Genomic DNA, 21,717 nt, shown 5'->3' on the forward strand with positions numbered 1-21,717 from the left:
GGCTACAGGGTGTGCGTGGCGCGGGCCGAGCGCAGCGCCGGCCCCAGGATATCCTCGATGCGCTGGCGCAGCTTCTGGCCGCCTTCGTCGTCCGGGAAGTGGATGCCCACGCCTTGCGCCTTGTCGTGGTGGGCGCCCGCAGGGGTGATCCAGGCCACCCGGCCCGCCACCTGGTATTTTTCGGGCTCGTCCATCAGGGTCAGCGCCAGGAACAGCTCGTCGCCGAGCTTGTACGGCTGCTTGGTGGCAAGGAACAGGCCGCCATGCTTGAGGAACGGCATGTAAGCGGCATACAGCGCTGCTTTTTCGCGGATCGCCAGCGACAGCACCGCGGGCCGGCCGGGCAGGCCCGGGGCGGCGGTGGAATCGAAATGGCTGTCAGCGGGCATGGTCGATCTCTCAGTGGGTGCAGGCGGCGGTATAGTCGAGCAACATATCCTCCAAAAACAGCTTCGGCGACAGCGGGTGGTCCGACGTGGCGCGGCGGTCGTTGACGCCCTTGATCACCGCCAGCAGCCGGCTGATATGGATTTTATCGGCCAGGCTGCCCAATTCGCGCTGATAGCGTGGATAGTAACGCACGTTGCCCGCCAGCTTGAGCGCACACACATCATACAGCCAGCGCTGCAACCATGACACCTGCGCCGTGAGCGGCACTTTTTGCAGCTTGTCGGCCACTTTCAGGGCGCCTTCCACGCTGGGACGGGCCAGCAGTTGCAGCAGGGTTTCCAGGTCGTCGCGGTTGCCCGCTTCGGCCTGGGCCATGGCTGCCAGCGGCGCCCCGCCCTGCTCGCGCAGCCAGCTGTCGGCGTCCGGGACGTTTTGCTGCTTGAGCCAGGCCAGCGCCTGGTCGTGCGACGGCATCGGCATGGCAAATTTGCGGCAGCGCGACAGGATGGTGGGCAGTAGGCGATCGAGACTGTTGGACGCCAGCAGGAACACGGTGCCCGGCGGCGGTTCCTCCAGGGTCTTTAACAGTGCGTTGGACGCCGGCATATTCAGCGCCTCGGCCGGATACAGCACCACCACGCGCAAGCCGGCGCGGTGGGTGGAGACGTTCATGAAGTCGGCCAGGTTGCGGATCTGCTCGATCTTGATCTCTTTCGACGGCGTCTTGGTGGACTTGGCCGCCTTTTTGCCGCCATCGCCCTCGCCTTCCTCGCCCTCGGGCGGCTCGTCTTCGAGCGCTTCGGGCCGCACGCGGCGGTAATCGGGGTGGTTGTGCTGGGCGAACCAGCCGCATGACGCGCACTGGCCGCAGGCGTGACCATCGGGGCGCACGGCCTCGCACAGCAGCCCCTGGGCGAAGCGCTCGATAAAATCGGCCTTGCCGATGCCGGCCGCGCCGTGGAACAGGATCGCGTGCGGCAGGCGCTGGCGCAACTGCTGCAATTGTTGCCAGGATTCTTGCTGCCAGGGATAAATGGAATCGCTCATTCTTGGTAGTGTGTTTTAAATCATGCGCATAAGCAAAGTAAAGATACTCCACGCGGGTGAGCGATTGTACGCCACCGGGCGCCGTTTTCTTACTTTCTCATAGGCAAAATGGTATTCTATGCATCGATTCCGGCATCCACAGCCCGGCACCTTACGATTGGAGCACATGAGATTTCGTCACCCTGGCCACTCCCGCTACCCGCGCCGCACATTAAGCATGATCGGCCTGGCCCTCTCGGTCCTGCTGCTGGCGGCCCTGTTCTACTTCAAGATCCCGACCCTGGCGCTGGACTTTGCCGGGATCTATGTAGTAGTGCTGGTGGCGGCGATCCCGGCGGTGGCGCTCACCGGGCGGGTGGGACTGATGGCGGCGTACACGGCGCTGACCGTGCTGTTTGGCGCGGTGGTGTTCTTGACCAGTGCGCCGATCATCCGTGCGAATGCCTATTACCAGATGCTGGGCACGGAACACCAGGCCAATTTCCACGACGCCCTGCCGCCGATCGATATCGACCAGGCGCCGCTGGTGTCGGAGGACATGGCCTTGCAGGCGATGCAGAAGCGACTGTCCGAAATCGCCTCGCTCGGGTCGCAAGTGCGGGTGGGTCGGCCAGTAAAACAACTGGTGCGCGACAAGCTGGTGTGGGTGGCCTTTCTCGAGCATAGCGGTTTCTTCAAGTGGTTTGCCGACGGAGGCACGCCCGGCTACCTGACCGTCTCCGCGCACGACCCGGCGGACGTGCAACTGGTGATGGAACTCAATGGCAAGCCGCTCAAGCTGCGCTACCTGCTGTCGGCCTATTTCGGCGACCACGTCGAGCGCCACGCCTACCTGTCGGGCCAGGCTACGGTGGGCCTGACCGATTTCGAGCCGGAAATCGATGATGAAGGCGTGCCATATTTCGTCGGCACCACGTACGAGCACAAGGTGGGCTTCTCCGGCAGCGAATCGACCGGCATCGTCACCGTCAATGCTGTCACCGGCGCCGTGGTGCGCTACAAGCTGGGCACGGAACCGAAGTGGGTTGATCGCATCCAGGCCGAGGAATTCATCCTCGAGCAGATGCAGGATCGCGGCGAGTTCATCCACGGCTACTTCAACCTCAACAACGAAGGCCGGCTGCGCGTCGATGGCTACCTCGACCTGGTGTACGGCTCCGACCAGCGCCCGTACTGGGTAGGCGGCATGACCTCGAAAGGCAATAACAACGGCCTGTCCGGCTTTTATTTTGTCGATTCACGGACCAAGACGGTGCGCTGGTTCAAGGTGCCGTCGGTGTCGCAATACACGGCGGCCCATGCGGCGGAGAACGTCAACCCGGAAAAACGCTACCAGGCCACCAACCCGCTGCCATTCCTGGTGGGCAGCGCACCCACGTACGTGATGGCGCTGCGCGACGCCCAGGGCGTGTCCCGCGCGTTCGGCATGGTCGATATGCGCAACAACCAGGTGATCGGCGTGGCCGACACGCTCTCCGCCACGCTGCGCAGCTACCAGTCGAAACGCTCGACCAACCGCGTAGCCGCCGACATCGGCACCGAAGCGCGCGATGTCGAGCTCAAGGGCACGGTGGTGCGCATCTCGTCGGAGTTCCGCAACAACCAGACCATGTACTACATCACGCTGGCCACGGCCGAGAAAACCCTGGGCACGATCTTTACCGGCAGTTCGGATTTATCGGAGGAACTGGTGTTGACCAAGCCCGGGGACAAGGTGGAGTTATCGTATTCGGACAGCAGTACCCGGGTGGTGGGGATGAGCAGGTTTCATAACGCCGATATTCCGGGGTTGTGATGGCGTTTAAAACCCGCTTTTTGAATGGCTGATCTTGGCCGCAGCCGGGGTTACTTGCCCTTTTTTCCGGCTCCGAGTCTGATGCGTCCGATTAACACGGGAGCCAAACCGAAGGGGACAAACGCCAGGAAAAACCCGCCGAGAAAAATCAACGCCGTGTCGCCAACTGTTGCCCAGTCGGACGAAGCTGCTGCGTTGTACTCACTATTGAACGCGATAGTGCAGACCGATAAAACTATACCCAACGCAACACCTACCGCAGCGGGTCCTATCAACGTCTCGCGTTCGCTTTGTAAAAATTTCGTTATGAATTTACTCCAAAGTCAGCTGCGGGCCGGATTCAGACGGTTCAATTTTCATAGTAAAAAAATGCTTAGCCCGACACGCCGTTGTCGCCCCAAAGCGGACCTTCATCTCTTCCGGAGGGCCATTGCCTTGGGAGTCTGTTGACTGAGTGAATGAAGTCGTGGGCCGGCCGTTCGGCCGTTGGCACCGCCGGTTCTTGCACTGAAAATCTAGACTAAAGTTTGTCGGTTTTTTTACTCAAAATCTCTTCAAACCTGTTTGCAACACCGTTGTAGAGATCAAAAACATCAACGGTCTCTCCCCGTTCAACACGTTTTGAAATCATGGTGATGGGGAAGACTATGACGGATGTGTCTTTGTATCTAAGAGCAAAATCTCTGCCGTATTCGTCTTCGACGACTACCCAATGGAAGCCCATGTCGAGGACAAACGCGTCGCCCAAGACGACCCCCATGCACTGAAGTTCGAACGTTTGGTTTGCTTTGAACATATTCGCAGCAATAACCGCGCGCAACGTTCCCAGTTTTCCAGGTGCAGTGCTATATTTTGATTCCAAGTCCGATGGGGACAAGAGCTTCTCGATGACAGCCCGCTGGTGTGCCAACACCTCTATGTCTTGTGACGATGGAAAATAAACCTTTTGATCGCTTGACATAGCTGCCCCAGAAATTAACAACAAAAACGAGCAAAGTAACTTATTCAAGAGACCTCTTGGAGGTGGGAAGTTTCTTCCGATTTGATGGTTTACGCGACTTTATCGAACGGCCGCATCTGGCCGTTCTCAGCCGGTCGTTCAAGCATAGCATGTTGCCGTTGCGAAAACATCATGATCTGCCCCGACACGCCGTTTTCGCCCAAAGCGGTCATTTCGATTGAACGTACTTTTTCGCTTGAAGCCATTGACCGTTCAAGCATGCACTTCAACTCATCGTCGTCTTCCGCAAGCACCCTCTGAGCAATCGACTCAACGAAACCATCTGGGCATTCGCCTTCGAGCAATTGGGAAAGGCATGCAGTAACCTTATTTTGAACTTCATTGACTCTACGAAGTTGTCTCGGCTTTATCAACTCGTCAGTGCCGGCCTCATAACCATTTCGCCCGACAATGGTTATCTCGCAACTGAGCCTGGCTAGGAAACGAATTACAAACTCTGAAGCAAGGTTTTGAACCCATTCAGTTTCAGCCAAGACCGTAGTCATCTGCTCCCCCCAAAAGTACAATCATCTTATGTCGGCTGTTTGCCGAACCCTGCTGATACCTAAGCCAGCTCACGGAGACGCTGTCGCAATGCATTTCCATCATCGGTTCGATTCATGTTTTCTGCTGCTAAAAGGAGCGTATTCAATAACTCTACAGAATCCCATTGGCTCTCCTCTGCAATCGACTTCAACCAAACAAATGCAAGTCCAAGCTCGTTATGCTCGATAAAATCGGCCATCTGCGTAAGCGTAATCTCATGCTCTTGGAAGGCCTCAGGAGAGAGCAAATCCTGAGCTTTCTCCAATAACATCTCAGTTCGAGCCCATGACTGTAATAATTCCGATGAAACCATATTTCGTATGTCTAAATTTTCTCGCTGCACAGTTTAAATTTTCACAATCCCTCACCGTCGGCTATTGGCCTGCTGCTGGCGGCTAAAGGCCAACTGGCCTATTCTGCGAGCACCAGTAATCATTCATCTCTTTAAGAAAAGAAAGTGTCATTGTCGCCCCTGATGCCGAGCCTATGACGGAGGTGTCTTCGCAGGCTGGGCATACCGCTGTCAAACCACAGAACTTATCATTTGCTTCCCTCAAAGCACCTGGGTCCTCATCGTTTGGATCGTTCGAGTCAGCCCAAAGTGTTACCTCTGTCGGGGCGAACAAGCGAACACAACGATAGCAGCCGCACACGTCACTTGCCTCGACTTCGTCTCGATTCAAATAAGTTCGCGCTATCCCTTCGGCTGCTGACAAAATTCCAGTCCCCACATTTTCCTCTAGTTCGATTACCTGTCGCTGTCCGCTGTTGGCCGAACGCGGCCAATATGACGAACTACTCGCTTTAACATTCCTGGTCTAAAAAAAGCGCCCGTACGGCAGGTGCAGCATACTTCGCAGTGAGCTCGATCTGAGCGGTGACCAAGTCGTAATACTCGCTTCCTGCACCTTTGTACTTTTCAGCCAGCTTTTGCTCATCAATACAATTTGTAGCTCGAAGTGCACCAAAGGATCTGTTAAATCCGTCGCTAAGGATGTTCATCAGCAAGGCTTCAATTTCTTGCGTGGTTGGATTTTTCATCGTTCAAGTGTATGTCTGCTGTTGGCCGTTATAGGACGGTGCCTGAATCCGCCAACACTGAAAATTTCCGCCATCCACCAGGAGGGTCTCACTCGCCCTCGCCGTCGAATTGTCTCGAGTTTGCGGCATGCAATAGCACTCCGTCAATGCCGAGATTTTTCCGCACCCAAAGCAATTCACCCGTCCTCGAGATCGCTAGCGCTTCTGAGGCGGATGTAACGAGTACGGAAAATTTTGTGGGTAGATTTTCAAAATCGTCACCATCGTACATATGGCCAAAATAGCCATCGAGTTGATGGCTAACTACCGCACCGGCCTTCACGTCTAAAATAAATACATATTGACCAAAGCCGATAAATACGAGGTTGCCTACATATCGAACATCTTGGAAGCATGAGGCTCCGGCGCTGGATAGCACGTTCACTCGGGTTCGTAAACCGTCACTATCGAAAATGGCAACGCTTGCAGCAACGGCAGTATCAACCTTATCACCGCCAAACCGTCACTATCGAAAATGGCAACGCTTGCAGCAACGGCAGTATCAACCTTATCACCGCCAACAGCAATGACGCGGTCGTATTGCCCTTCGTCGAATTTTTCTTTGAAATGAATTCCATATTTTAATTTTATAGGTCACGGTCCGCTGCTGGCCGAACCCGGCCGTACCGACCAGCATAACAGCTCGCCAGACCGAGAATCCAGCGGCAGCGGCGACAGGCTGCATCCGCAGTCGACTGCCGCCCTTAAGTCCCGATGCTTGCAGCTGGAGGCCATGGCCGAATTGTATGAGCTAGCTGTTCTTCAAGCGACCAGTTCAAGGGGCGAGCCTTAGAGTTAAACCAAGGGCTTCCCTTTAAAACCCATCGGTCGTAGTGTTCAACGTTATCGTCATACCCGAACTCACAGCCGCAGCAATCGCAGATTTCGTGTGAGCGTCGCAATTCCTCAGTTGAAGGGTATCCAAGATTTGGTCCGTATCCGCAAACCGGACAATAATCAATCATCTCAGCTTCTCCCGTTTTGCACCCACAATTCTTGCACTATATCATTCCCGAAGGGCCGCTTTTGGCCGTTCTCAGCCGGTCGTTCAAGCATAGCATGTTGCCGTTGCGAAAACATCATGATCTGCCCCCGATGCGACGTTGTCGCCCCAAAGCGGCCATACTTATCATTCTTGATCCGACTTTTTCTGGAAACGATCGCCATCCGGATCCAGATCTCTGTGTTCGCGAACAACTGGAAGTTCAAGTTTGAACCAGAGGTGTCCCATCATCTCGGCAAGGCCACGCAAGTGCGCAGTCCGCTCGTCTTCCGGCAGTGTGCGAATGATGCTATCTGCTCCATTGAGAGCCTCTCCAATGCCTTTGTAGGCATCCATAAGCTTCTGCGCGGTTGAATGATCCATTTTTACCCTAACAATTTTTCTAGTTAATTACTCGACCTGATCCGAAAATCTAACGGCGTCTAGCGTGACGGGCCCTAGCGGTCTAAAAGAATCGCTTCAATCCTCAGAAACGTTAAATGTGCAGGCGGAAATTACCAGTCTGATTTACTCACATTCAGCTACCTAATAATTTAAGGTCAATAAAGCGCCATACTATCAGTGGTTCCTAATCCAGCAAAATATCCAGCATTCGCTTCGGATTGACCACGAAATCATGCATCACCTGGAAGTGCTCGGTCTCCTCGTACGTGACCTGGCGGATGCCGGTGTCGGTGCACTGGTAGATCACGGCGTCGGGATAGGCCATCAGTATCGGCGAGTGGGTGGTGATCACGAATTGCGAGCGGTCCTTTACCAGGTCGTGGATGCGGGTCAGCAGCGAGAGCTGGCGCTGCGGTGAGAGCGCTGCTTCCGGTTCGTCCAGTACATAAAATCCGTTGCCGCCGAAACGGTGCATCACCAGCGAAAAGAACGACTCGCCGTGCGATTGCTCGTGCAGCGACTTGCCGCCGTAGGAGTTGATGATGGGCGGCCCGCCCGGTTCCTTGTCCAATCTTTCGATCTCGGTGGCGAGATTGAAGAAGCTTTCGGCACGCAGGAAAAAGCCGTCTTTCGGTTGCCGCACGCCTTTCGAGAGGCGCAGGTACTGGTGCAGCACCGAATGCGAAGCGCGCGTGCCGAAGCCGAAATTGCGCGTGCCGCCCTCCGCGTTGAAACCGAACGACACCGCGATCGCCTCCATCAGCGTCGATTTACCGGAGCCGTTTTCACCAACGATAAAGGTCACCCTGGGATGCAGGTCGAGCACGTCGAGATGGCGCACGGCAGGCAGCGAAAACGGATACCGGTCAAATCCCGGCACGTCGGCCACGCGTAATCGGACCTGCGACACGAACTGGCTGGAGATCATGGTCGGCTCCGTCGGCGTGGGCTGCGGGATCTGCGGCTAGTGCTGCGCCAGCAGTTCGTCGAGAATGGCCGTGATCTCCACCTCGATCTCGGCAATCGTGCGGGTGGAATCGATCAGGCGGAACCGCTGCGGGAACTGCGCGGCGCGGCGCAGGTATTCGTTGCGGGTGGCGGCAAAGAAATCGGTCTTTTCCTGCTCGAACTTGTCGAGCGACCGGGTGGCGTCCAGCCGCGCGCGCGCCACTTCCAGCGGCACGTCGAACAGCAAGGTCAGGTCAGGTTGCAGGTGCGGGTGTACCCACTGCTCCAGCGCGTCCAGCTTGGCCAGGTCCATGCCGCGGCCGCCGCCCTGGTAGGCGAAGCTGGCATCCGTAAACCGGTCGGAAATCACCCAGGCGCCGCGCGCCAGCGCCGGTGCGATCACCTGCGCGATATGTTCGCGGCGGCTGGCAAACATCAGCAATGCTTCGGTTTCCAGGTGCATGGTTTCGTGCAGCACCAGTTCGCGCAGCCTCTCGCCGAGCTGGGTGCCGCCCGGTTCGCGCGAGCTCACCAGGTCGATGCCACGGTCTTGCAGGTACTTGCTGACAAACGCGATATGCGTGGATTTGCCGGCGCCATCGATGCCTTCGAAGGTGATGAATTTGTTGTTGCGGATACTGGAATCGGTCATGGCTCTATCGTTGGTACTGGTTCACTGCCCGGTTGTGGTCGGTCAGGTTGTCTGAGAATTTGCTGGTGCCGTTGCCGCGCGCGACGAAATACAGGGCGGCGGTCTTGGCGGGCGCCATCGCGGCGGCCAAGGATTCCACACCGGGCAGCGAGATCGGCGTGGGCGGCAGGCCGGTGCGGGTGTAGGTGTTGAACGGCGTGTCGGTCTCCAGATCGCGCTTGCGGATATTGCCCTCGAACTTGAGGCCCATGCCGTAGATCACGGTCGGGTCGGTCTGCAGCATCATGCCCAGGCGCAGGCGGTTGACGAACACGGCGGCGATCATATTGCGTTCGGACTTTTGCCCGGTTTCCTTTTCCACGATCGAGGCCATGGTCAACGCCTCGTACGGCGTCTTGTACGGCAAGCCCGCTTCACGCTTGGCCCACGCCGCCTCCAGGCGCTTGATCATCATCGCATGGGCCTGGCGATAGATCTGCAATTCGCTCGAACCCTTGGCGAACAAATAGGTATCGGGGAAGAACAGGCCCTCCGGGCGCTGGTATTCGGATCCGATGGCTTTCATCAGATCGGTGTCGCTGAGGGTGATGGTGTCGTGCTTGAGGCCCGGGTGGGCGTCGATTGCCGCGCGCATCTGGCGGAAGCTCCAGCCTTCGATGATGGTCAGTTGCTCCTGCGCGAATTCGCCGCGCACCAGCTGCTCGATCAGCCGCGCCGGCGTGGTGCCCGGCTTCAGTTCGTACGAGCCGGCCTTGATGCGGCTGCTCTTGCCGGTGCTGCGCGCCAGCAGATTGAACAGCAGCGGCTGGATCGGCACGCCGGCCTCGGCGATTTGCTGGCCGACCGCGTGGGCGCCGCTGCCGGGCACGATGGTGAAGGCGATCGGTTCGGCAGCGCCGGTGAGGATAGGCGCTTGCTGCCAGTACATGAAGTAACCGCCGGCCGCCAGCGCGACAAGAATGCAGAGTGTGATTATTTTTTTAATAAAAGCCATTTCTACGCCATATTTGAGTCAATCGACCAGCTTGCCACTTCCGGAGGCGATGCGCCAGTGTTCCGACGCTTTTGCACCGTTGCCGACGCGATCGACGGGACATCACTATAATGAGCCCGTAATGATAATGCGTAATCGTCACCTACATCGTCACATACGTCGCTAAATATTGGAAATTATGTCATCCTGGACCGAACTGTTATCCGCCGCCGCCCCGGCTAGCCCGCTGACCACCGCCGCGCTTGCCGCCGGCTTTGTCGCACCGATCACCGACCAGGGCCTGATTGCCCTCGATGGCGAAGAGTCGGCGAAGTTCCTGCATAGCCAACTGACCAACGATGTCGAGCACCTCGGCGCCGACGACGTGCGCCTGGCCGGCTATTGCTCGCCCAAGGGCCGCCTGCTGGCATCGTTCCTGATGTGGCGCAGCGCCACCACCATCTTCCTGCAACTGCCGCGCGAGATCCAGGCGCCGGTGCAAAAGCGCCTGTCGATGTTCGTGCTGCGCGCCAAGACCAAGCTCACTGACGCCACCGAACTGCCGGGCATGGAGGTGGTGCTGGGCTTTGGCGGCGACAAGGCCGAAGTCGTCCTGCAAAACTGGTTCGACACCCTGCCGTCGAAACCGTTCACCCGCGTCGAGCATCCGCTGGGCACGCTGCTGCGCGTGGCCGACGCCTTCGGTGCGGCGCGGTACCAGTGGCTGATGTCGGCGGCCACTGCCGACACCATCGCCGCCGAACTGGCCAGCAAGCTGGCCGTGGGCGGCGCCCAGGCCTGGCGCCTGGCCGAAATCCACTCGGGCGTACCGCAGATCGACAAGGCCACGCAGGAACAGTTCGTGCCGCAGATGGTCAATTTCGAATTGCTGGGCGCGGTCAACTTTAAAAAAGGCTGCTACCCGGGCCAGGAAATCGTCGCCCGCAGCCAGTACCTCGGCAAGCTCAAGCGCCGTACCACGCTGGTCAGCATTGCCGATCCGGCCGCAGTGGCCGGCGCCGAAGTATTTGCCACGGCCGATCCGGAGCAGCCTTGCGGCATGATTGTCAACGCCGCACCGAACGGACAAGGCGGCGTCGATGCGCTGGTGGAAATGAAGCTCGCCGCAATCGACGCGGCGTCGGTGCGCCTCGGCTCGGCTGCAGGCCCCGCGCTGACCTTCCTGGCGCTGCCGTACGTGCTGGAACCCTTAGATCTCTAGCATGGATCTCTATATTTACTACAAGGTCAGGGATGCCGACGCGGCAGCCCTGCACTCGGCAGTTGCCGCCATGCAGGCGCAACTGGCCGAACAGTTCGCCGTTACCAGCGAACTCAAACGCCGTCCGGAAGCGGACGACGGCGTGCAAACCTGGATGGAAATCTATCCGGCCGCTCCCGGCAATTTCGCCGGCACGCTGGCCGCAGCAGTGGACCGCGCCGGACTGTCGCAGTGGATCGTCGGCGCCCGCCACCTCGAAGCGTTCGTGGATGTCGTGCCATGTGCCTGATCGTCTTTGCCTGGAAAGTGTTGCCGACAGTGCCGCTGGTGGCTGCCGCCAACCGTGACGAGTTCTACCAGCGCGCCACCGCGCCGGCCGCGCCGTGGCCCGAGCATCCACAAGTGTATGCGGGCCGCGACCTGCAGGCGGGCGGCAGCTGGATGGGCATCACCCATCCGGCCGACTGCCCCAACCACCACGGCGGCGCGCGTTTTGCCGCGATCACCAACATCCGCGCGCCCAGCGAGCATCGCGACGACGCGCCGTCACGCGGCCAGCTGGTGGCCGACTACCTGGCCGGCTGCATGAGCCCGCAAGAGTACATCGATGACCTGCGCCAGCGGGCCAACCAATACAACGGCTTCAACCTGGTGATCGGCGACCGCGACACCCTGATCTGGTACTCCAACCGGGGCGACAGCGACCCGCGCAACGGCAAGCCGCTCGAACCCGGCGTATACGGTGTCTCGAACGCTCTGCTCGATGCGCCCTGGCCGAAAGTGCTCAAAACCAAGGCGCAGTTCGCCAGCCTGTTGTGCCTGGGCGCACCGGACGATGCCTTCTTCGAAATGCTGTCCGACACCACCCCCGCCCCCGACCAGCGCTTGCCGGAAACCGGCGTGCCGCTGGAAGTGGAACGGGTGCTGTCGTCGGTCAAGATCGAAAGCCCCGGCTACGGAACCCGCACGTCCACCGTCGTCAAGCTCTACGCCGACGCCACTGCGACGTTACAGGAAGAACTGATCCACTAGAACTTGTGGTTCATATTGATGTGGCGGATGCCTGCCTCGAGGAATTCTTCGCCTTCGATGGCAAAGCCGTGGCGCTGGTAGAAGGCGGCAGCATGGGTCTGGGCGCTCAGGGCGACCAGGCTTTCGCCGCGTGCGCGGGCTTGCGCCATCAGGCCTTGCAGCAGCGCGCCGCCCACGCCGGTACCCCGGCCCGACTTGCGCACGGCCATGCGGCCGATGTGCCCATCGGGCAGCAGGCGGCCAGTGCCGATCGGCACGCCGGCAGCGTCGTACGCCACCGCGTGCAGGCACAGCACATCCATATTGTCCATTTCCAGTTCGGCAGGCACACCCTGCTCTTCGACAAAGACTTCGGTGCGTATCAGTTTGGCTTCGGCAGACATGGTGGCCCAGTCGCCGTAGCGGATCGTGTGGTGGACGGTGTCGTTCATGGCTTCGGTTTGCTCAGGAAAAACAATGATTGTCGCACGCAAGGTGCCGTTCGAGGAAGTCCACGCACACACGTACTTTTGCCGAGCTTGCCAGGCGTTGCGGATACACGGCCCACACATTGGCTTCCTGCGTATAACCGGGCAGTATTTGCACCAGTTCGCCCCGGTCGAGGTGCGGTTGCGCGTCCCACAGCGAACGCAGCACGATGCCAGCGCCAGCCACCGCCCACTGCAGCGCAATCTCGCCGTGGTTGGTCGAGAGCGGTCCGGTCACTTTCACCACCACGTCCTCGCCCGCGCCATGGCGCAGCTTCCACACGCCAAACGGCAGGTCGCGTTCCTTGATCGGCAGGCAATCGTGGCCCGACAACTCTGCCACCGCACGCGGCGTGCCGCGCCGGTCCAGGTAGGCCGGCGCGGCGCACAGGATGCGGTGATTGCTCATCAGTTTGCGGGCGATCAGGTTCGGCTCGATGTCCTCGCCTACCCGGATGTCAAGGTCGAAGCCTTCGGCAACGATGTCGACCAGCCGGTCGAGCACTTCGAAGCGCACTTGCAGCGCCGGGTGGGCGGCCACCAGTTGCGCGATGGCCGGCGCCACCACGTTGCGTCCGAAGCCGAAGCTGCTGCTGACCCGTAGCTGACCGCGCGGCACGCCCTGGCGCTCGGCCACTTCGTCGAACAGGCTGTCCAGACTGGACAGGATAGTCAGCGCCCGTGCATACACCTGCTCGCCATCGGCGCTGACCACTACCCTCCGCGTGCTGCGGTGAAACAGGCGTACCCCCAGCGCTGTCTCCAGCACGGCAATGCGCTTGCTCACATACGCGGGCGACATGCCCAGCTCGGCTGCGGCGCCAGCAAAGCTGGCCTTGCGCACCACGGCGGCGAAGACGCGCAGGTCACTGTTCTCGATGTCATTATTATTCACATTCCGTGATCCATGCATTTACAAACAGCACCATTCTAAACGGAATGGAATCGCGCTATGCTGTTTTCCACGCACAAGGAGATCGCCATGCATACTCATAAAATCGCAGTCATCGCCGGCGACGGCATCGGCAAGGAAGTCATGCCCGAAGGCATACGCGTGGTGGACGCCGCCGCCCGCCGCTTCAACATTGGCATCGAATGGACCACCTTCGAATGGGCCAGTTGCGACTACTACGCCCAGCACGGCAAGATGATGCCGGACGACTGGTTCGAGCAACTGAAGGGCTTTGACGCCATTTTCTTTGGCGCGGTCGGCTGGCCGGAGCTGGTGCCCGATCACATTTCGCTGTGGGGTTCGCTGCTGAAATTCCGCCGCCAGTTCGACCAGTATGTGAACCTGCGCCCGGTGCGGCTGATGCCCGGCGTGCCTTGCCCGCTGGCCAACAAGCAGCCTGGCGACATCGATTTTTACATCGTCCGTGAAAACACCGAAGGCGAATATTCGTCGGTGGGCGGCAAGATGTTCGAAGGCACCGATCGTGAATTCGTGCTGCAAGAGTCGATCTTTACCCGCACCGGCGTGGACCGGGTGCTGAAGTATGCATTCGAGCTGGCGCAGTCGCGGCCGAAAAAACACCTGACGTCGGCCACCAAGTCGAACGGCATCTCGATCAGCATGCCGTACTGGGACGAGCGCTTCGCGCTGATGGGCAAGGATTACGAGGATATACGCTGCGACCAGTACCACATCGACATCCTGGCCGCCCGCTTCGTGCTCTCGCCCGAGCGGTTCGACGTAGTGGTGGCGTCGAACCTGTTTGGCGACATCCTGTCGGACCTGGGACCGGCATGCACCGGCACCATCGGCATCGCACCGTCGGCCAACCTCAATCCCGACCGCACCTGGCCATCGCTGTTCGAACCGGTACACGGTTCGGCGCCCGACATCTATGGCAAAAACATCGCCAACCCGGTCGCCATGATCTGGTCCGGCGCCATGATGCTGGACTTTTTGGGCCAGGGCGACGCCAGCTACCGGGCTGCGCACGATGCGATACTGGCGGCGATCGAAAGCACGATTGCCGATAGCGCCAGAACGCCTGACCTCGGCGGTTCGGCCAGTACGACCGAGGCGGGGATGGCGATTGCGGCGTTGTTGAATTAATCGCCAGAGAGGCGTTGTTGGAAGGCGCGTCCAGCAACGCCCTCCAGTGGACCACGGTCCGGGTTTACTTGGCAGCAGTAATCACACCGCAAGCGAGCCGGCCACCGGCATTGCCGGTCGGCTGGGTTTTCAGGTCGTCGGGCGCCGTGTGCACGATCACGCCGCGGTTGAGGGCATTGACCGGGCTGCCTTCGGTCAGCGTCAGTTGCGACAGCGGCACCTTGACGTCGAGCGTGGCCACGCCCTTGGCATCGGCAGTGATATTGCCGAAGTCGCCGCTGTGCTTGCTGGCGTGGGAAGGATCGCCGTGCGGTGCGCTGGTGGGATTGAAATGGCCGCCGGCGCTGCTGCCGTCCGGCGCCGAGCAATCACCTTTTTCGTGGATGTGGAAGCCGTGCAAGCCGGGGGTCAGGCCTTCGACCTTGGCCTTGACGTGCACGCCGTCAGCGGTTTGCTCGAACGTGACCAGGCCGGACGTCTTGCTGTTGGCGGTCGGCGCCAGCTTGGCTTGGGCGGTGACATTAGCTGCTGAGGCGGTCTGAATGGCGGCCAGCGCCAGGATGCAGCTCAAGCTTAGTGCGGCTGTTTTCATTGTGTGATTCCTTGTAGACGTGATCGAACAAAATGCACCGCCGGTTTGCGGCGGCACAACGCGTTCAAATCATATCAACTTTACCAATTGCTTGCCAAAATTGAACCCCTGCAGTAAACCGATGAACGCCTCGGGCGCAGCGGCGATGCCCTGCGTCACGGTTTCACGGTATTTGACCTGGCCCGACGCCACCAGTTCCGCCAACTCCGTCAACCCCTGGTCCCACAATTCCATGTGCTCGGTGACAATAAAACCCTGCACTGTCAGGCGGTTGATCAGCAGCAGGCGGGCATTGTGCAGCGCCATGTCGGCGCCGCCGAAGCCGCCGATCAGGCCGCACAACGCTACGCGGCCGAACGCACTGGTGCGCGCCAGAGCGGCGTCCAGCATGACGCCACCGACGTTCTCGAAAATGCCATCGACGCCATCGGGCGTGGCGGCGGCCAGGTCGGCCTCGAGCTTGCCGGCCTTGTAATCGATGCAGGCATCGAAGCCGAGCTCATCGATCACGTATCGGCATTTGGCGGGTCCGCCGGCAATACCCACCACGCGGCAGCCTTGCAAGCGCGCCAGTTGTCCCACCACGCTGCCTACTGCGCCGCTGGCAGCGGAGACCACGATGGTTTCGCCCGCCCTGGGCTTGATGATGCGGTTCAGTCCGTACCAGGCGGCCATGCCGGGCATGCCCACCGCGCCCAGGTAGGCCGATAAAGGCAATTTGTCCGCATCGACCTTGCGCAACTGGGCGCCATCGGTCACCGCCAGCTCGGTCCAGCCCAGCACGCCAACCACCGCATCGCCGACAGCAAAACCGGCATGGCGCGAGGCGACCACCTCACCGACGGTGCCGCCGATCATGGTCTGGTCCAGCGCCTGGGAGGCAGCGTAACTCCTGGCTGCGCTCATGCGGCCGCGCATATACGGGTCGAGTGACAGGTAATGGTTGCGCACCAGCAGCTCGCCATCCTGCAAGACGGGCGTGGCCACCGTTTCGAGCCGGAAATTGTCCGGCGTGACGGCGCCGCGCGGCCGGCTGGCCAGCACGATGCGTCGGTAGCTGTCCGGCATCGTCAAACCTCGTAATCCATGCACTGGCGCTCCAGCCGGATGGCGCCGATGAATGGCTTGATGGCAACGTGCTCAGGGTGATCGAGGTAGGCATTCAGCGCATCCTTGCCGGTGAACTCGGAGTACAGCACCACGTCGTAGGTCGCTTCCAGTCCAGGCTGGGCCAGCACGGCCTCGAACTTGACGATGCCGGGTACGATCGTGGCGCAGCCGTCCAGCAAGGCTTTCATCTTGATGGCGTTGGCGGCGCGGTCGGCGCCTTCGGCGTGGTCTTTCAGTTTCCACATCACGATGTGTTTCAACATAGTTTCTCTCCGGGCGAGGCGCCAAATAAAGGGTGGTAAGAATAGCACAATGCAAGCTTTCAACGACAGGTACGTCGGCTCGCCGGTTGTAAGTTTGGTGCAAGGTTCGGCGTTCACACTCGCTGCCAAGCTGTCGATTTGGAAACTGTCGAGCTTGTCTTCTGTTGGTTTGCTCAACCGGTTTTACCAGGTCTGCCGCTTAACACAACACTAAAAAAAGGAGACAAATAATGGGATCATCGTCGGGTACTGCCGATCCGCGCAACCAGTCCAAGGGCGCGCCGATCACACCAGAGGAACGCAAGGTCATCTTCGCTTCATCGCTGGGCACCGTGTTCGAATGGTATGACTTCTATCTGTATGGCGCGCTCGCGCCGATCATCGCCAAGCAGTTCTTCATCGGCGAACCCACCACCACTTTCATTTTCGCCTTGCTGGCATTTGCCGCCGGTTTCATCGTGCGCCCGTTCGGCGCGCTGGTGTTCGGCCGACTCGGCGACATGATCGGCCGTAAATACACGTTCCTGGTCACCATCCTGATCATGGGCGCCTCCACCTTCATTGTGGGGTTGCTGCCGGGGTATGCGGCAATCGGCATCGCGGCGCCGATCATCCTGGTGTTCCTGCGCATCCTGCAGGGCCTGGCGCTGGGCGGCGAGTATGGCGGCGCGGCCACCTATGTCGCGGAACATGCGCCGCCCGGCAAGCGCGGCTCGTTTACGGCCTGGATCCAGACCACGGCCACGCTGGGGCTGTTTCTGTCGCTGCTGGTCATCCTGGGCACCCGCACCGCCATCGGCGAGGACGAGTTCCAGGCCTGGGGCTGGCGCGTGCCGTTCCTGGTCTCGATCCTGCTGCTCGGCGTGTCGGTGTGGATCCGCATGTCGATGCACGAGTCGCCGGCATTTGCCAAGATGAAGGCCGAGGGCAAGACGTCCAAAGCGCCGCTGAGCGAGGCTTTCGGCCAGTGGCGCAACCTGAAAGTGGTGATCCTGGCGCTGATCGGCCTGACCATGGGCCAGGCGGTGGTGTGGTACACGGGCCAGTTCTACGCGCTGTTCTTCATGACCGAAACGCTCAAGATCGACGGCGCCACCGCCAACATCATGACCGCCACGTCGCTGGCCCTGGCCACACCGTTCTTCATCATTTTCGGCATGCTGTCGGACAAGATTGGCCGCAAGTGGATCATCCTTGGCGGTTGCATCATTGCGGCGGCCACCTACTTCCCGCTGTTCAAGGCGCTTACCCACTACGGCAATCCGGCGCTGGAAATGGCGCTCAAAAATTCGCCGGTGGTGCTGGTGGCCGATCCAGCCTCGTGCAACTTCCAGTTCAACCCGACCGGCCAGCGCAAGTTCCCGTCGTCGTGCGACATCGCCGCCGGCATCCTGTCGCGCGCCTCGGTGGCGTACACCCACGAAGACGCACCGGCCGGATCGATTGCCAAGGTCAAGATCGGCGACAAGGAAATCACATCGTTCAACGCCGTCATGACGCCCGATAACCTCAACTTCAGTGCCGAGAGCAAGAAGACCGAGGCAACCCTCAAGAAAGACGTGGTGGATGCGATCAAGCTGGCCGGCTATCCGACCAAGGCCGACGAAGCCCAGATGAACAAGCCGATGGTGGTGCTGATCCTGTTCGTGCTGGTGCTGTACGTGACCATGGTCTATGGGCCGATTGCCGCGATGCTGGTGGAAATGTTCCCCACCCGCATACGCTACACGTCGATGTCGCTGCCCTATCACATCGGCAACGGCTGGTTCGGCGGCCTGCTGCCCACCATCTCGTTCGCACTGGTGGCATTCAAAGGGGACATTTATTACGGCTTGTGGTACCCGATCATCATCGCCCTCATCACGGTCGTGATCGGCGCCTTGTTTGTCGGCGAGACCAAGGATAACGACATCTACGCCAACGACTGATCGTCCAGGCGGACATCCAGGTGGCCGGCCCCGTGCGAGCGGGGCCGGCCATTTTTATGGGCGAAAAAAAGCCGCCATCGCTGGCGGCTCAAACTCACTCTGTGGCCTACTTGCTTGCTTATACGCTGGCTTGCTTGTTTTTGCGGCGGCGGGCGATGAAGCCTACCAGGCCCAGGCCGCCCAGCATCATGGCGTAAGTTTCCGGTTCCGGTACCGCGGTGACGGCTGATTGGCCGAATTCCACGCGCAGGCCGGTCGGGTTGCCGCTGTTTTGCGCCCAGTTGGTAACCACGAAGTCGAGCTGGTTGACGCCGCTCGTGAAACCGCTGGCTGCGGTGAAGTTGCTCCAGGTGGTGAAGCCGTTGCCACTGGCGATCTCGGTGTTGTTGAGCAAGACCTTGACTGTATTGTCGGACAGCACACGGCCGGCGAACGATGCGGTGGCGGCGTCAAAACCGGTCAGGTCGAACGAGAGTCGATAGGTATAGGTACCGTTATTCCAGGCGTCGTACGACTGGCCCTGGTTGGCCGTTGGCGTGATCCACTTCGAGGTGCTGTCGTTGGCCAGCCAGGTATTCACCGGCCAGGTGTTGTCGAGGGTGATGACCGGGACGGTCGAGCCATTCCAGGTATCGCTCACAATGCTGAGCTGGTAGCTGGTGTCGTTAGCGCCGCCAGCGCCGATGCCGGTGTTGTTCAGGCCGGTGATCGACGCGGCGTGCGCGGAAACAAAGGCGGACAGGGAAATTGCGGCTGCGATAACGATGCGCTTCATGATGACCTCTAAAAAGTATATGGTTGTAACGAAGACATCGGTGCGGATGCCGTTCCGTCGTTGCAACTCGAACCGTTTTTTAGGGTATCGATGGCGGGTAGGTAGTGCCATTGTAGCGTTGTTTTGAAACAAATGCTCACATGCCATTAAGTTTTCCTTAAGACATGTGAGAATACAGCAACATTCGGCATCAGCTGTTGAAGTTGCGCCCCTCCGCAGCCAACGTCACGAGCAATGGCGCAGGCGTCCAGGCCTCGCCGTGACGCCCGGCGGCATAGCGCTCGATGGCAGCCAGCACCTTGGGCAAGCCCACCGTGTCGGCATAGAACATCGGCCCGCCCCGGTACGGCGGGAAGCCGTAACCGGTCAGATATACCATGTCGATATCCGAGGCCCGCAAGGCAATGCCCTCTTCCACGATGCGTGCTCCTTCGTTAACCAGCGCATACACCAGCCGCTCGACGATTTCGTCGTCGCTGATGTGCCGTCGTGCCAGACCCAGCTGCGCCGAATGGGCAATGACCATTGCGTCCACCTCCGAACTCGGATACGGCGTGCGGTCGCCGGCCCGGTAGTCGTACCAGCCGGCGCCAGTTTTCTGGCCCAGCCGGCCCACGGCGCACAGCAGGTCGGCAGTTTTTGAGTAGGCAAGATCCGGCTGTTCCACCGCGCGGCGCTGGCGAATGGCCAGTCCGATGTCGTTGCCGGCCAGGTCGGCCATGCGGAACGGCCCCATGGCAAAGCCGAAGCGCTCGATCGCTGCATCCACTTGCGCCGGCAAGGCGCCCTCCTCCAGCAAAAAACCGGCCTGGCGACTATATTGCTCGATCAGACGGTTGCCGATGAAGCCGTCGCAAACGCGCGCCACCACGCCGGTCTTGCGCAGCTTTTTCGACAGCGCCAGCGCAGTAGCCAGCACGTCGGTGGCAGTGTGTTCGCCCCGCACGATTTCCAGCAACTTCATCACGTGGGCCGGGCTGAAGAAGTGCAAGCCCAGTACATCCTGCGGCCGCGTGGTCACGGCAGCGAGAGCATCGACGTCGAGCGTGGAGGTATTGGTGGCCAGGATGGCGCCCGGCTTCATCACCGCGTCGAGCTCACGGAACACGGCCTGCTTGACCGCCAGGTTTTCGAACACGGCTTCCACCACGATATCGGCCTGCGCCAGGTCGGCGTACGCCAGCGTGCCACTGACCAGCGCCAGGCGCTGTTGCAGCTGCTCGGGCTTCAGTTTGCCCTTGGCGACGGCATTGTCGTACAGCTTGCGCAGCGACGCCAGGCCCTTGTCCAGCGCTGGCTGCAAGGTTTCCAGCACCACCACCGGAATGCCGGCGTTGAGGAAATTCATCGTTATGCCTACACCCATCATGCCGGCGCCGACCACAGCGGCCGAGGTCATCGCGCGCAAGGGCGTGTCGGCCGGTACATCGGGCACCTTGCCGGCAACGCGCTCGGCAAAGAAAGCGTGGCGCAGCGCCTTCGATTCGGTGCTCTGGATCAAGTGCATGAAACGTTCGCGCTCGAATTTCATGCCTTCATCGAATGGCATGGTGACCGATGCACCGACGGTGGCAATGCACTCGAGCGGCGCCGGGTAGCCGGGCGCTCTGGCGCGGGCCTGCTCGTGCGCATACTGCAGGACCGCCTCGGCATGCGGATGGTCAACCGACCGGTCGCGCACCTTGGGCAGTGGCCGGAGATCGGCAATGCTTCCGGCGAAGGCCACCGCCGAGGCGACCAGATCCGCGCCGGGCTCGAATACGCGGTCGAACAGCGGCGTAGCGGCCAGCTTTTCCGAGAGGACCGGCTCGCCGGTGACGATCATGGAGAGCGCCTGTTCCAGCCCCAGCACGCGCGGCAGGCGCTGGGTGCCGCCGGCGCCCGGCAGCAAGCCCAGTTTAACCTCGGGCAACGCGATTTTCGCTCCCGGCAACGCCACGCGGTAATGGCAACCGAGCGACAGCTCCAGCCCGCCGCCCATGCAAATGGTGTGGATGGCGGCCACGACCGGCTTGGTCGAGCTTTCTGCCGTAGCGATAAAAGTGTGCAGCGACGGCTCGGCCAGCGCCTTGGGGGAATTGAATTCGCGGATATCCGCGCCGCCCGAGAACGCCTTGCCGGCGCCGGTGATGACGATGGCCCTGACGGCGTCATCGGCGAGCGCACGTTCGATGCCGGCCACGGCAGCGGTGCGCGTGGCCAGCCCCATGCCGTTGACCGGCGGATTGTTCAAAGTGATAACGGCAACGGCGCCGTGAACCTGGTATTCGGCAGTCATGTGTTGTCCCTGGATGGCCTGCTAGGCCCGGATCGTGATCGTACCTGAAAACTTGCCCAAACCGCCACCCGCTTTTGAATGCGGCGATAAAACTTTTACTGCGAGAGAATAATTCAACTGGTTTAATTCAGGCATTAATTCCGAGTGGAAAATAAAGCACATAAAACAGC

Annotated in this window: 25 protein-coding genes; 7 read left to right on the plus strand and 18 right to left on the minus strand. The window is 60.1% G+C overall.

From position 1 onward, the window contains the following. Window positions 1-2: 2 nt before the first annotated feature. A complete protein-coding gene (locus ASF04_RS19805) occupies window positions 3-389 on the minus strand; it encodes a PilZ domain-containing protein (protein WP_056145593.1) in 387 nt (128 codons plus the stop codon). A gap of 10 nt (window positions 390-399) precedes the next feature. Continuing rightward, window positions 400-1,437 carry a DNA polymerase III subunit delta' gene (locus ASF04_RS19810; RefSeq protein ID WP_056145596.1) on the minus strand — a complete coding sequence of 346 codons (1,038 nt, stop codon included), beginning with the start codon at window positions 1,435-1,437 and terminating at the stop codon, window positions 400-402. A gap of 166 nt (window positions 1,438-1,603) precedes the next feature. On the opposite strand from ASF04_RS19810, the gene ASF04_RS19815 reads away from it, so the two are divergent. Then, a complete protein-coding gene (locus ASF04_RS19815; protein WP_156368710.1) occupies window positions 1,604-3,232 on the plus strand; it encodes a hypothetical protein in 1,629 nt (542 codons plus the stop codon). A gap of 520 nt (window positions 3,233-3,752) precedes the next feature. Here the strand turns inward: ASF04_RS19815 and ASF04_RS28315 are convergent. From ASF04_RS28315 to mltG, 9 genes are all read right to left on the minus strand, one after another. Next, window positions 3,753-4,241 carry a DUF3806 domain-containing protein gene (locus ASF04_RS28315; protein ID WP_229205132.1) on the minus strand — a complete coding sequence of 163 codons (489 nt, stop codon included), beginning with the start codon at window positions 4,239-4,241 and terminating at the stop codon, window positions 3,753-3,755. A 41-nt stretch (window positions 4,242-4,282) separates the two neighbouring features. Continuing rightward, window positions 4,283-4,738 carry a hypothetical protein gene (locus ASF04_RS19825; RefSeq protein ID WP_156368711.1) on the minus strand — a complete coding sequence of 152 codons (456 nt, stop codon included), beginning with the start codon at window positions 4,736-4,738 and terminating at the stop codon, window positions 4,283-4,285. A 59-nt stretch (window positions 4,739-4,797) separates the two neighbouring features. Then, on the minus strand, window positions 4,798-5,049 hold the full coding sequence (locus ASF04_RS19830) for a hypothetical protein (protein ID WP_056145608.1): 252 nt from the start codon (window positions 5,047-5,049) through the stop codon (window positions 4,798-4,800). A gap of 533 nt (window positions 5,050-5,582) precedes the next feature. Further along, window positions 5,583-5,819 carry a hypothetical protein gene (locus ASF04_RS19835; protein WP_056145612.1) on the minus strand — a complete coding sequence of 79 codons (237 nt, stop codon included), beginning with the start codon at window positions 5,817-5,819 and terminating at the stop codon, window positions 5,583-5,585. An 88-nt stretch (window positions 5,820-5,907) separates the two neighbouring features. Then, window positions 5,908-6,243 carry a hypothetical protein gene (locus ASF04_RS27610; RefSeq protein WP_156368712.1) on the minus strand — a complete coding sequence of 112 codons (336 nt, stop codon included), beginning with the start codon at window positions 6,241-6,243 and terminating at the stop codon, window positions 5,908-5,910. A gap of 744 nt (window positions 6,244-6,987) precedes the next feature. Further along, window positions 6,988-7,224 carry a hypothetical protein gene (locus ASF04_RS27615; RefSeq protein ID WP_152882986.1) on the minus strand — a complete coding sequence of 79 codons (237 nt, stop codon included), beginning with the start codon at window positions 7,222-7,224 and terminating at the stop codon, window positions 6,988-6,990. A 205-nt stretch (window positions 7,225-7,429) separates the two neighbouring features. Then, window positions 7,430-8,173: an AAA family ATPase gene (locus ASF04_RS19845; protein ID WP_056145618.1), complete on the minus strand. Its 744-nt coding sequence runs from the start codon at window positions 8,171-8,173 to the stop codon at window positions 7,430-7,432. 36 nt (window positions 8,174-8,209) lie between these two features. Next, window positions 8,210-8,845 (minus strand): dTMP kinase, encoded by a 636-nt coding sequence (tmk, locus tag ASF04_RS19850; RefSeq protein WP_229205133.1) that lies wholly within the window; start codon window positions 8,843-8,845, stop codon window positions 8,210-8,212. Between the two features lie 4 nt (window positions 8,846-8,849). Further along, a complete protein-coding gene (gene mltG, locus ASF04_RS19855; protein WP_200931121.1) occupies window positions 8,850-9,839 on the minus strand; it encodes an endolytic transglycosylase MltG in 990 nt (329 codons plus the stop codon). Here mltG and ASF04_RS27775 point away from each other — a divergent pair. The 4 genes from ASF04_RS27775 (at window position 9,759) to ASF04_RS19870 (ending at window position 12,072) form a co-directional block, all read left to right on the plus strand. Next, on the plus strand, window positions 9,759-9,950 hold the full coding sequence (locus ASF04_RS27775) for a hypothetical protein (protein WP_162241454.1): 192 nt from the start codon (window positions 9,759-9,761) through the stop codon (window positions 9,948-9,950). The two genes, mltG and ASF04_RS27775, sit on opposite strands and share 81 nt — an antisense overlap. A gap of 67 nt (window positions 9,951-10,017) precedes the next feature. Beyond that, a complete protein-coding gene (locus ASF04_RS19860) occupies window positions 10,018-11,040 on the plus strand; it encodes a folate-binding protein YgfZ (protein WP_056145621.1) in 1,023 nt (340 codons plus the stop codon). A 1-nt stretch (window position 11,041) separates the two neighbouring features. Continuing rightward, entirely contained in the window at window positions 11,042-11,329 is a 288-nt protein-coding gene (locus tag ASF04_RS19865) for a DUF4936 family protein (protein WP_056145624.1), read from the plus strand. Further along, window positions 11,320-12,072 (plus strand): NRDE family protein, encoded by a 753-nt coding sequence (locus ASF04_RS19870; protein WP_056145627.1) that lies wholly within the window; start codon window positions 11,320-11,322, stop codon window positions 12,070-12,072. Before ASF04_RS19865 ends, ASF04_RS19870 begins: the two co-directional genes overlap by 10 nt. Here ASF04_RS19870 and ASF04_RS19875 read toward each other — a convergent pair. Continuing rightward, complete coding sequence (locus tag ASF04_RS19875) at window positions 12,069-12,503, minus strand: GNAT family N-acetyltransferase (RefSeq protein WP_056145630.1); 435 nt, start codon at window positions 12,501-12,503, stop codon at window positions 12,069-12,071. The genes ASF04_RS19870 and ASF04_RS19875 overlap by 4 nt on opposite strands. 13 nt (window positions 12,504-12,516) lie before the next feature. Next, the gene (locus ASF04_RS19880; RefSeq protein WP_164474780.1) at window positions 12,517-13,434 is read right to left on the minus strand and encodes a LysR substrate-binding domain-containing protein; all 918 of its coding nucleotides are present in this window, start codon (window positions 13,432-13,434) and stop codon (window positions 12,517-12,519) included. Between the two features lie 87 nt (window positions 13,435-13,521). Here ASF04_RS19880 and ASF04_RS19885 point away from each other — a divergent pair, with 87 nt between their 5' ends. Continuing rightward, window positions 13,522-14,601, plus strand: coding sequence for a tartrate dehydrogenase (locus ASF04_RS19885; protein WP_056145939.1), 1,080 nt, complete (start codon window positions 13,522-13,524; stop codon window positions 14,599-14,601). Between the two features lie 64 nt (window positions 14,602-14,665). Here the strand turns inward: ASF04_RS19885 and ASF04_RS19890 are convergent, their stop codons facing one another. The 3 genes from ASF04_RS19890 to ASF04_RS19900 form a co-directional block, all read right to left on the minus strand. After that, entirely contained in the window at window positions 14,666-15,193 is a 528-nt protein-coding gene (locus ASF04_RS19890) for a superoxide dismutase family protein (RefSeq protein WP_040377593.1), read from the minus strand. A 69-nt stretch (window positions 15,194-15,262) separates the two neighbouring features. Further along, on the minus strand, window positions 15,263-16,261 hold the full coding sequence (locus ASF04_RS19895) for an NADP-dependent oxidoreductase (RefSeq protein ID WP_056145635.1): 999 nt from the start codon (window positions 16,259-16,261) through the stop codon (window positions 15,263-15,265). Between the two features lie 2 nt (window positions 16,262-16,263). After that, window positions 16,264-16,566 (minus strand): Dabb family protein, encoded by a 303-nt coding sequence (locus ASF04_RS19900; protein WP_056145638.1) that lies wholly within the window; start codon window positions 16,564-16,566, stop codon window positions 16,264-16,266. 230 nt (window positions 16,567-16,796) lie between these two features. Between ASF04_RS19900 and ASF04_RS19905 the strand changes: the two genes are divergently transcribed. Next, on the plus strand, window positions 16,797-18,494 hold the full coding sequence (locus tag ASF04_RS19905) for an MFS transporter (protein WP_056145642.1): 1,698 nt from the start codon (window positions 16,797-16,799) through the stop codon (window positions 18,492-18,494). Window positions 18,495-18,612: 118 nt separating this feature from the next. Here the strand turns inward: ASF04_RS19905 and ASF04_RS19910 are convergent, their stop codons facing one another. Both ASF04_RS19910 and ASF04_RS19915 read right to left on the minus strand, forming a co-directional pair. Then, a complete protein-coding gene (locus ASF04_RS19910; RefSeq protein ID WP_056145645.1) occupies window positions 18,613-19,269 on the minus strand; it encodes an FxDxF family PEP-CTERM protein in 657 nt (218 codons plus the stop codon). A gap of 190 nt (window positions 19,270-19,459) precedes the next feature. Further along, a complete protein-coding gene (locus ASF04_RS19915) occupies window positions 19,460-21,547 on the minus strand; it encodes a 3-hydroxyacyl-CoA dehydrogenase NAD-binding domain-containing protein (RefSeq protein WP_056145649.1) in 2,088 nt (695 codons plus the stop codon). Window positions 21,548-21,717: the final 170 nt, after the last annotated feature.

The sequence above is a fragment of the Duganella sp. Leaf61 genome (assembly GCF_001421905.1).
Taxonomy (GTDB): Bacteria; Pseudomonadota; Gammaproteobacteria; order Burkholderiales; family Burkholderiaceae_D; genus Rugamonas; species Rugamonas zoogloeoides.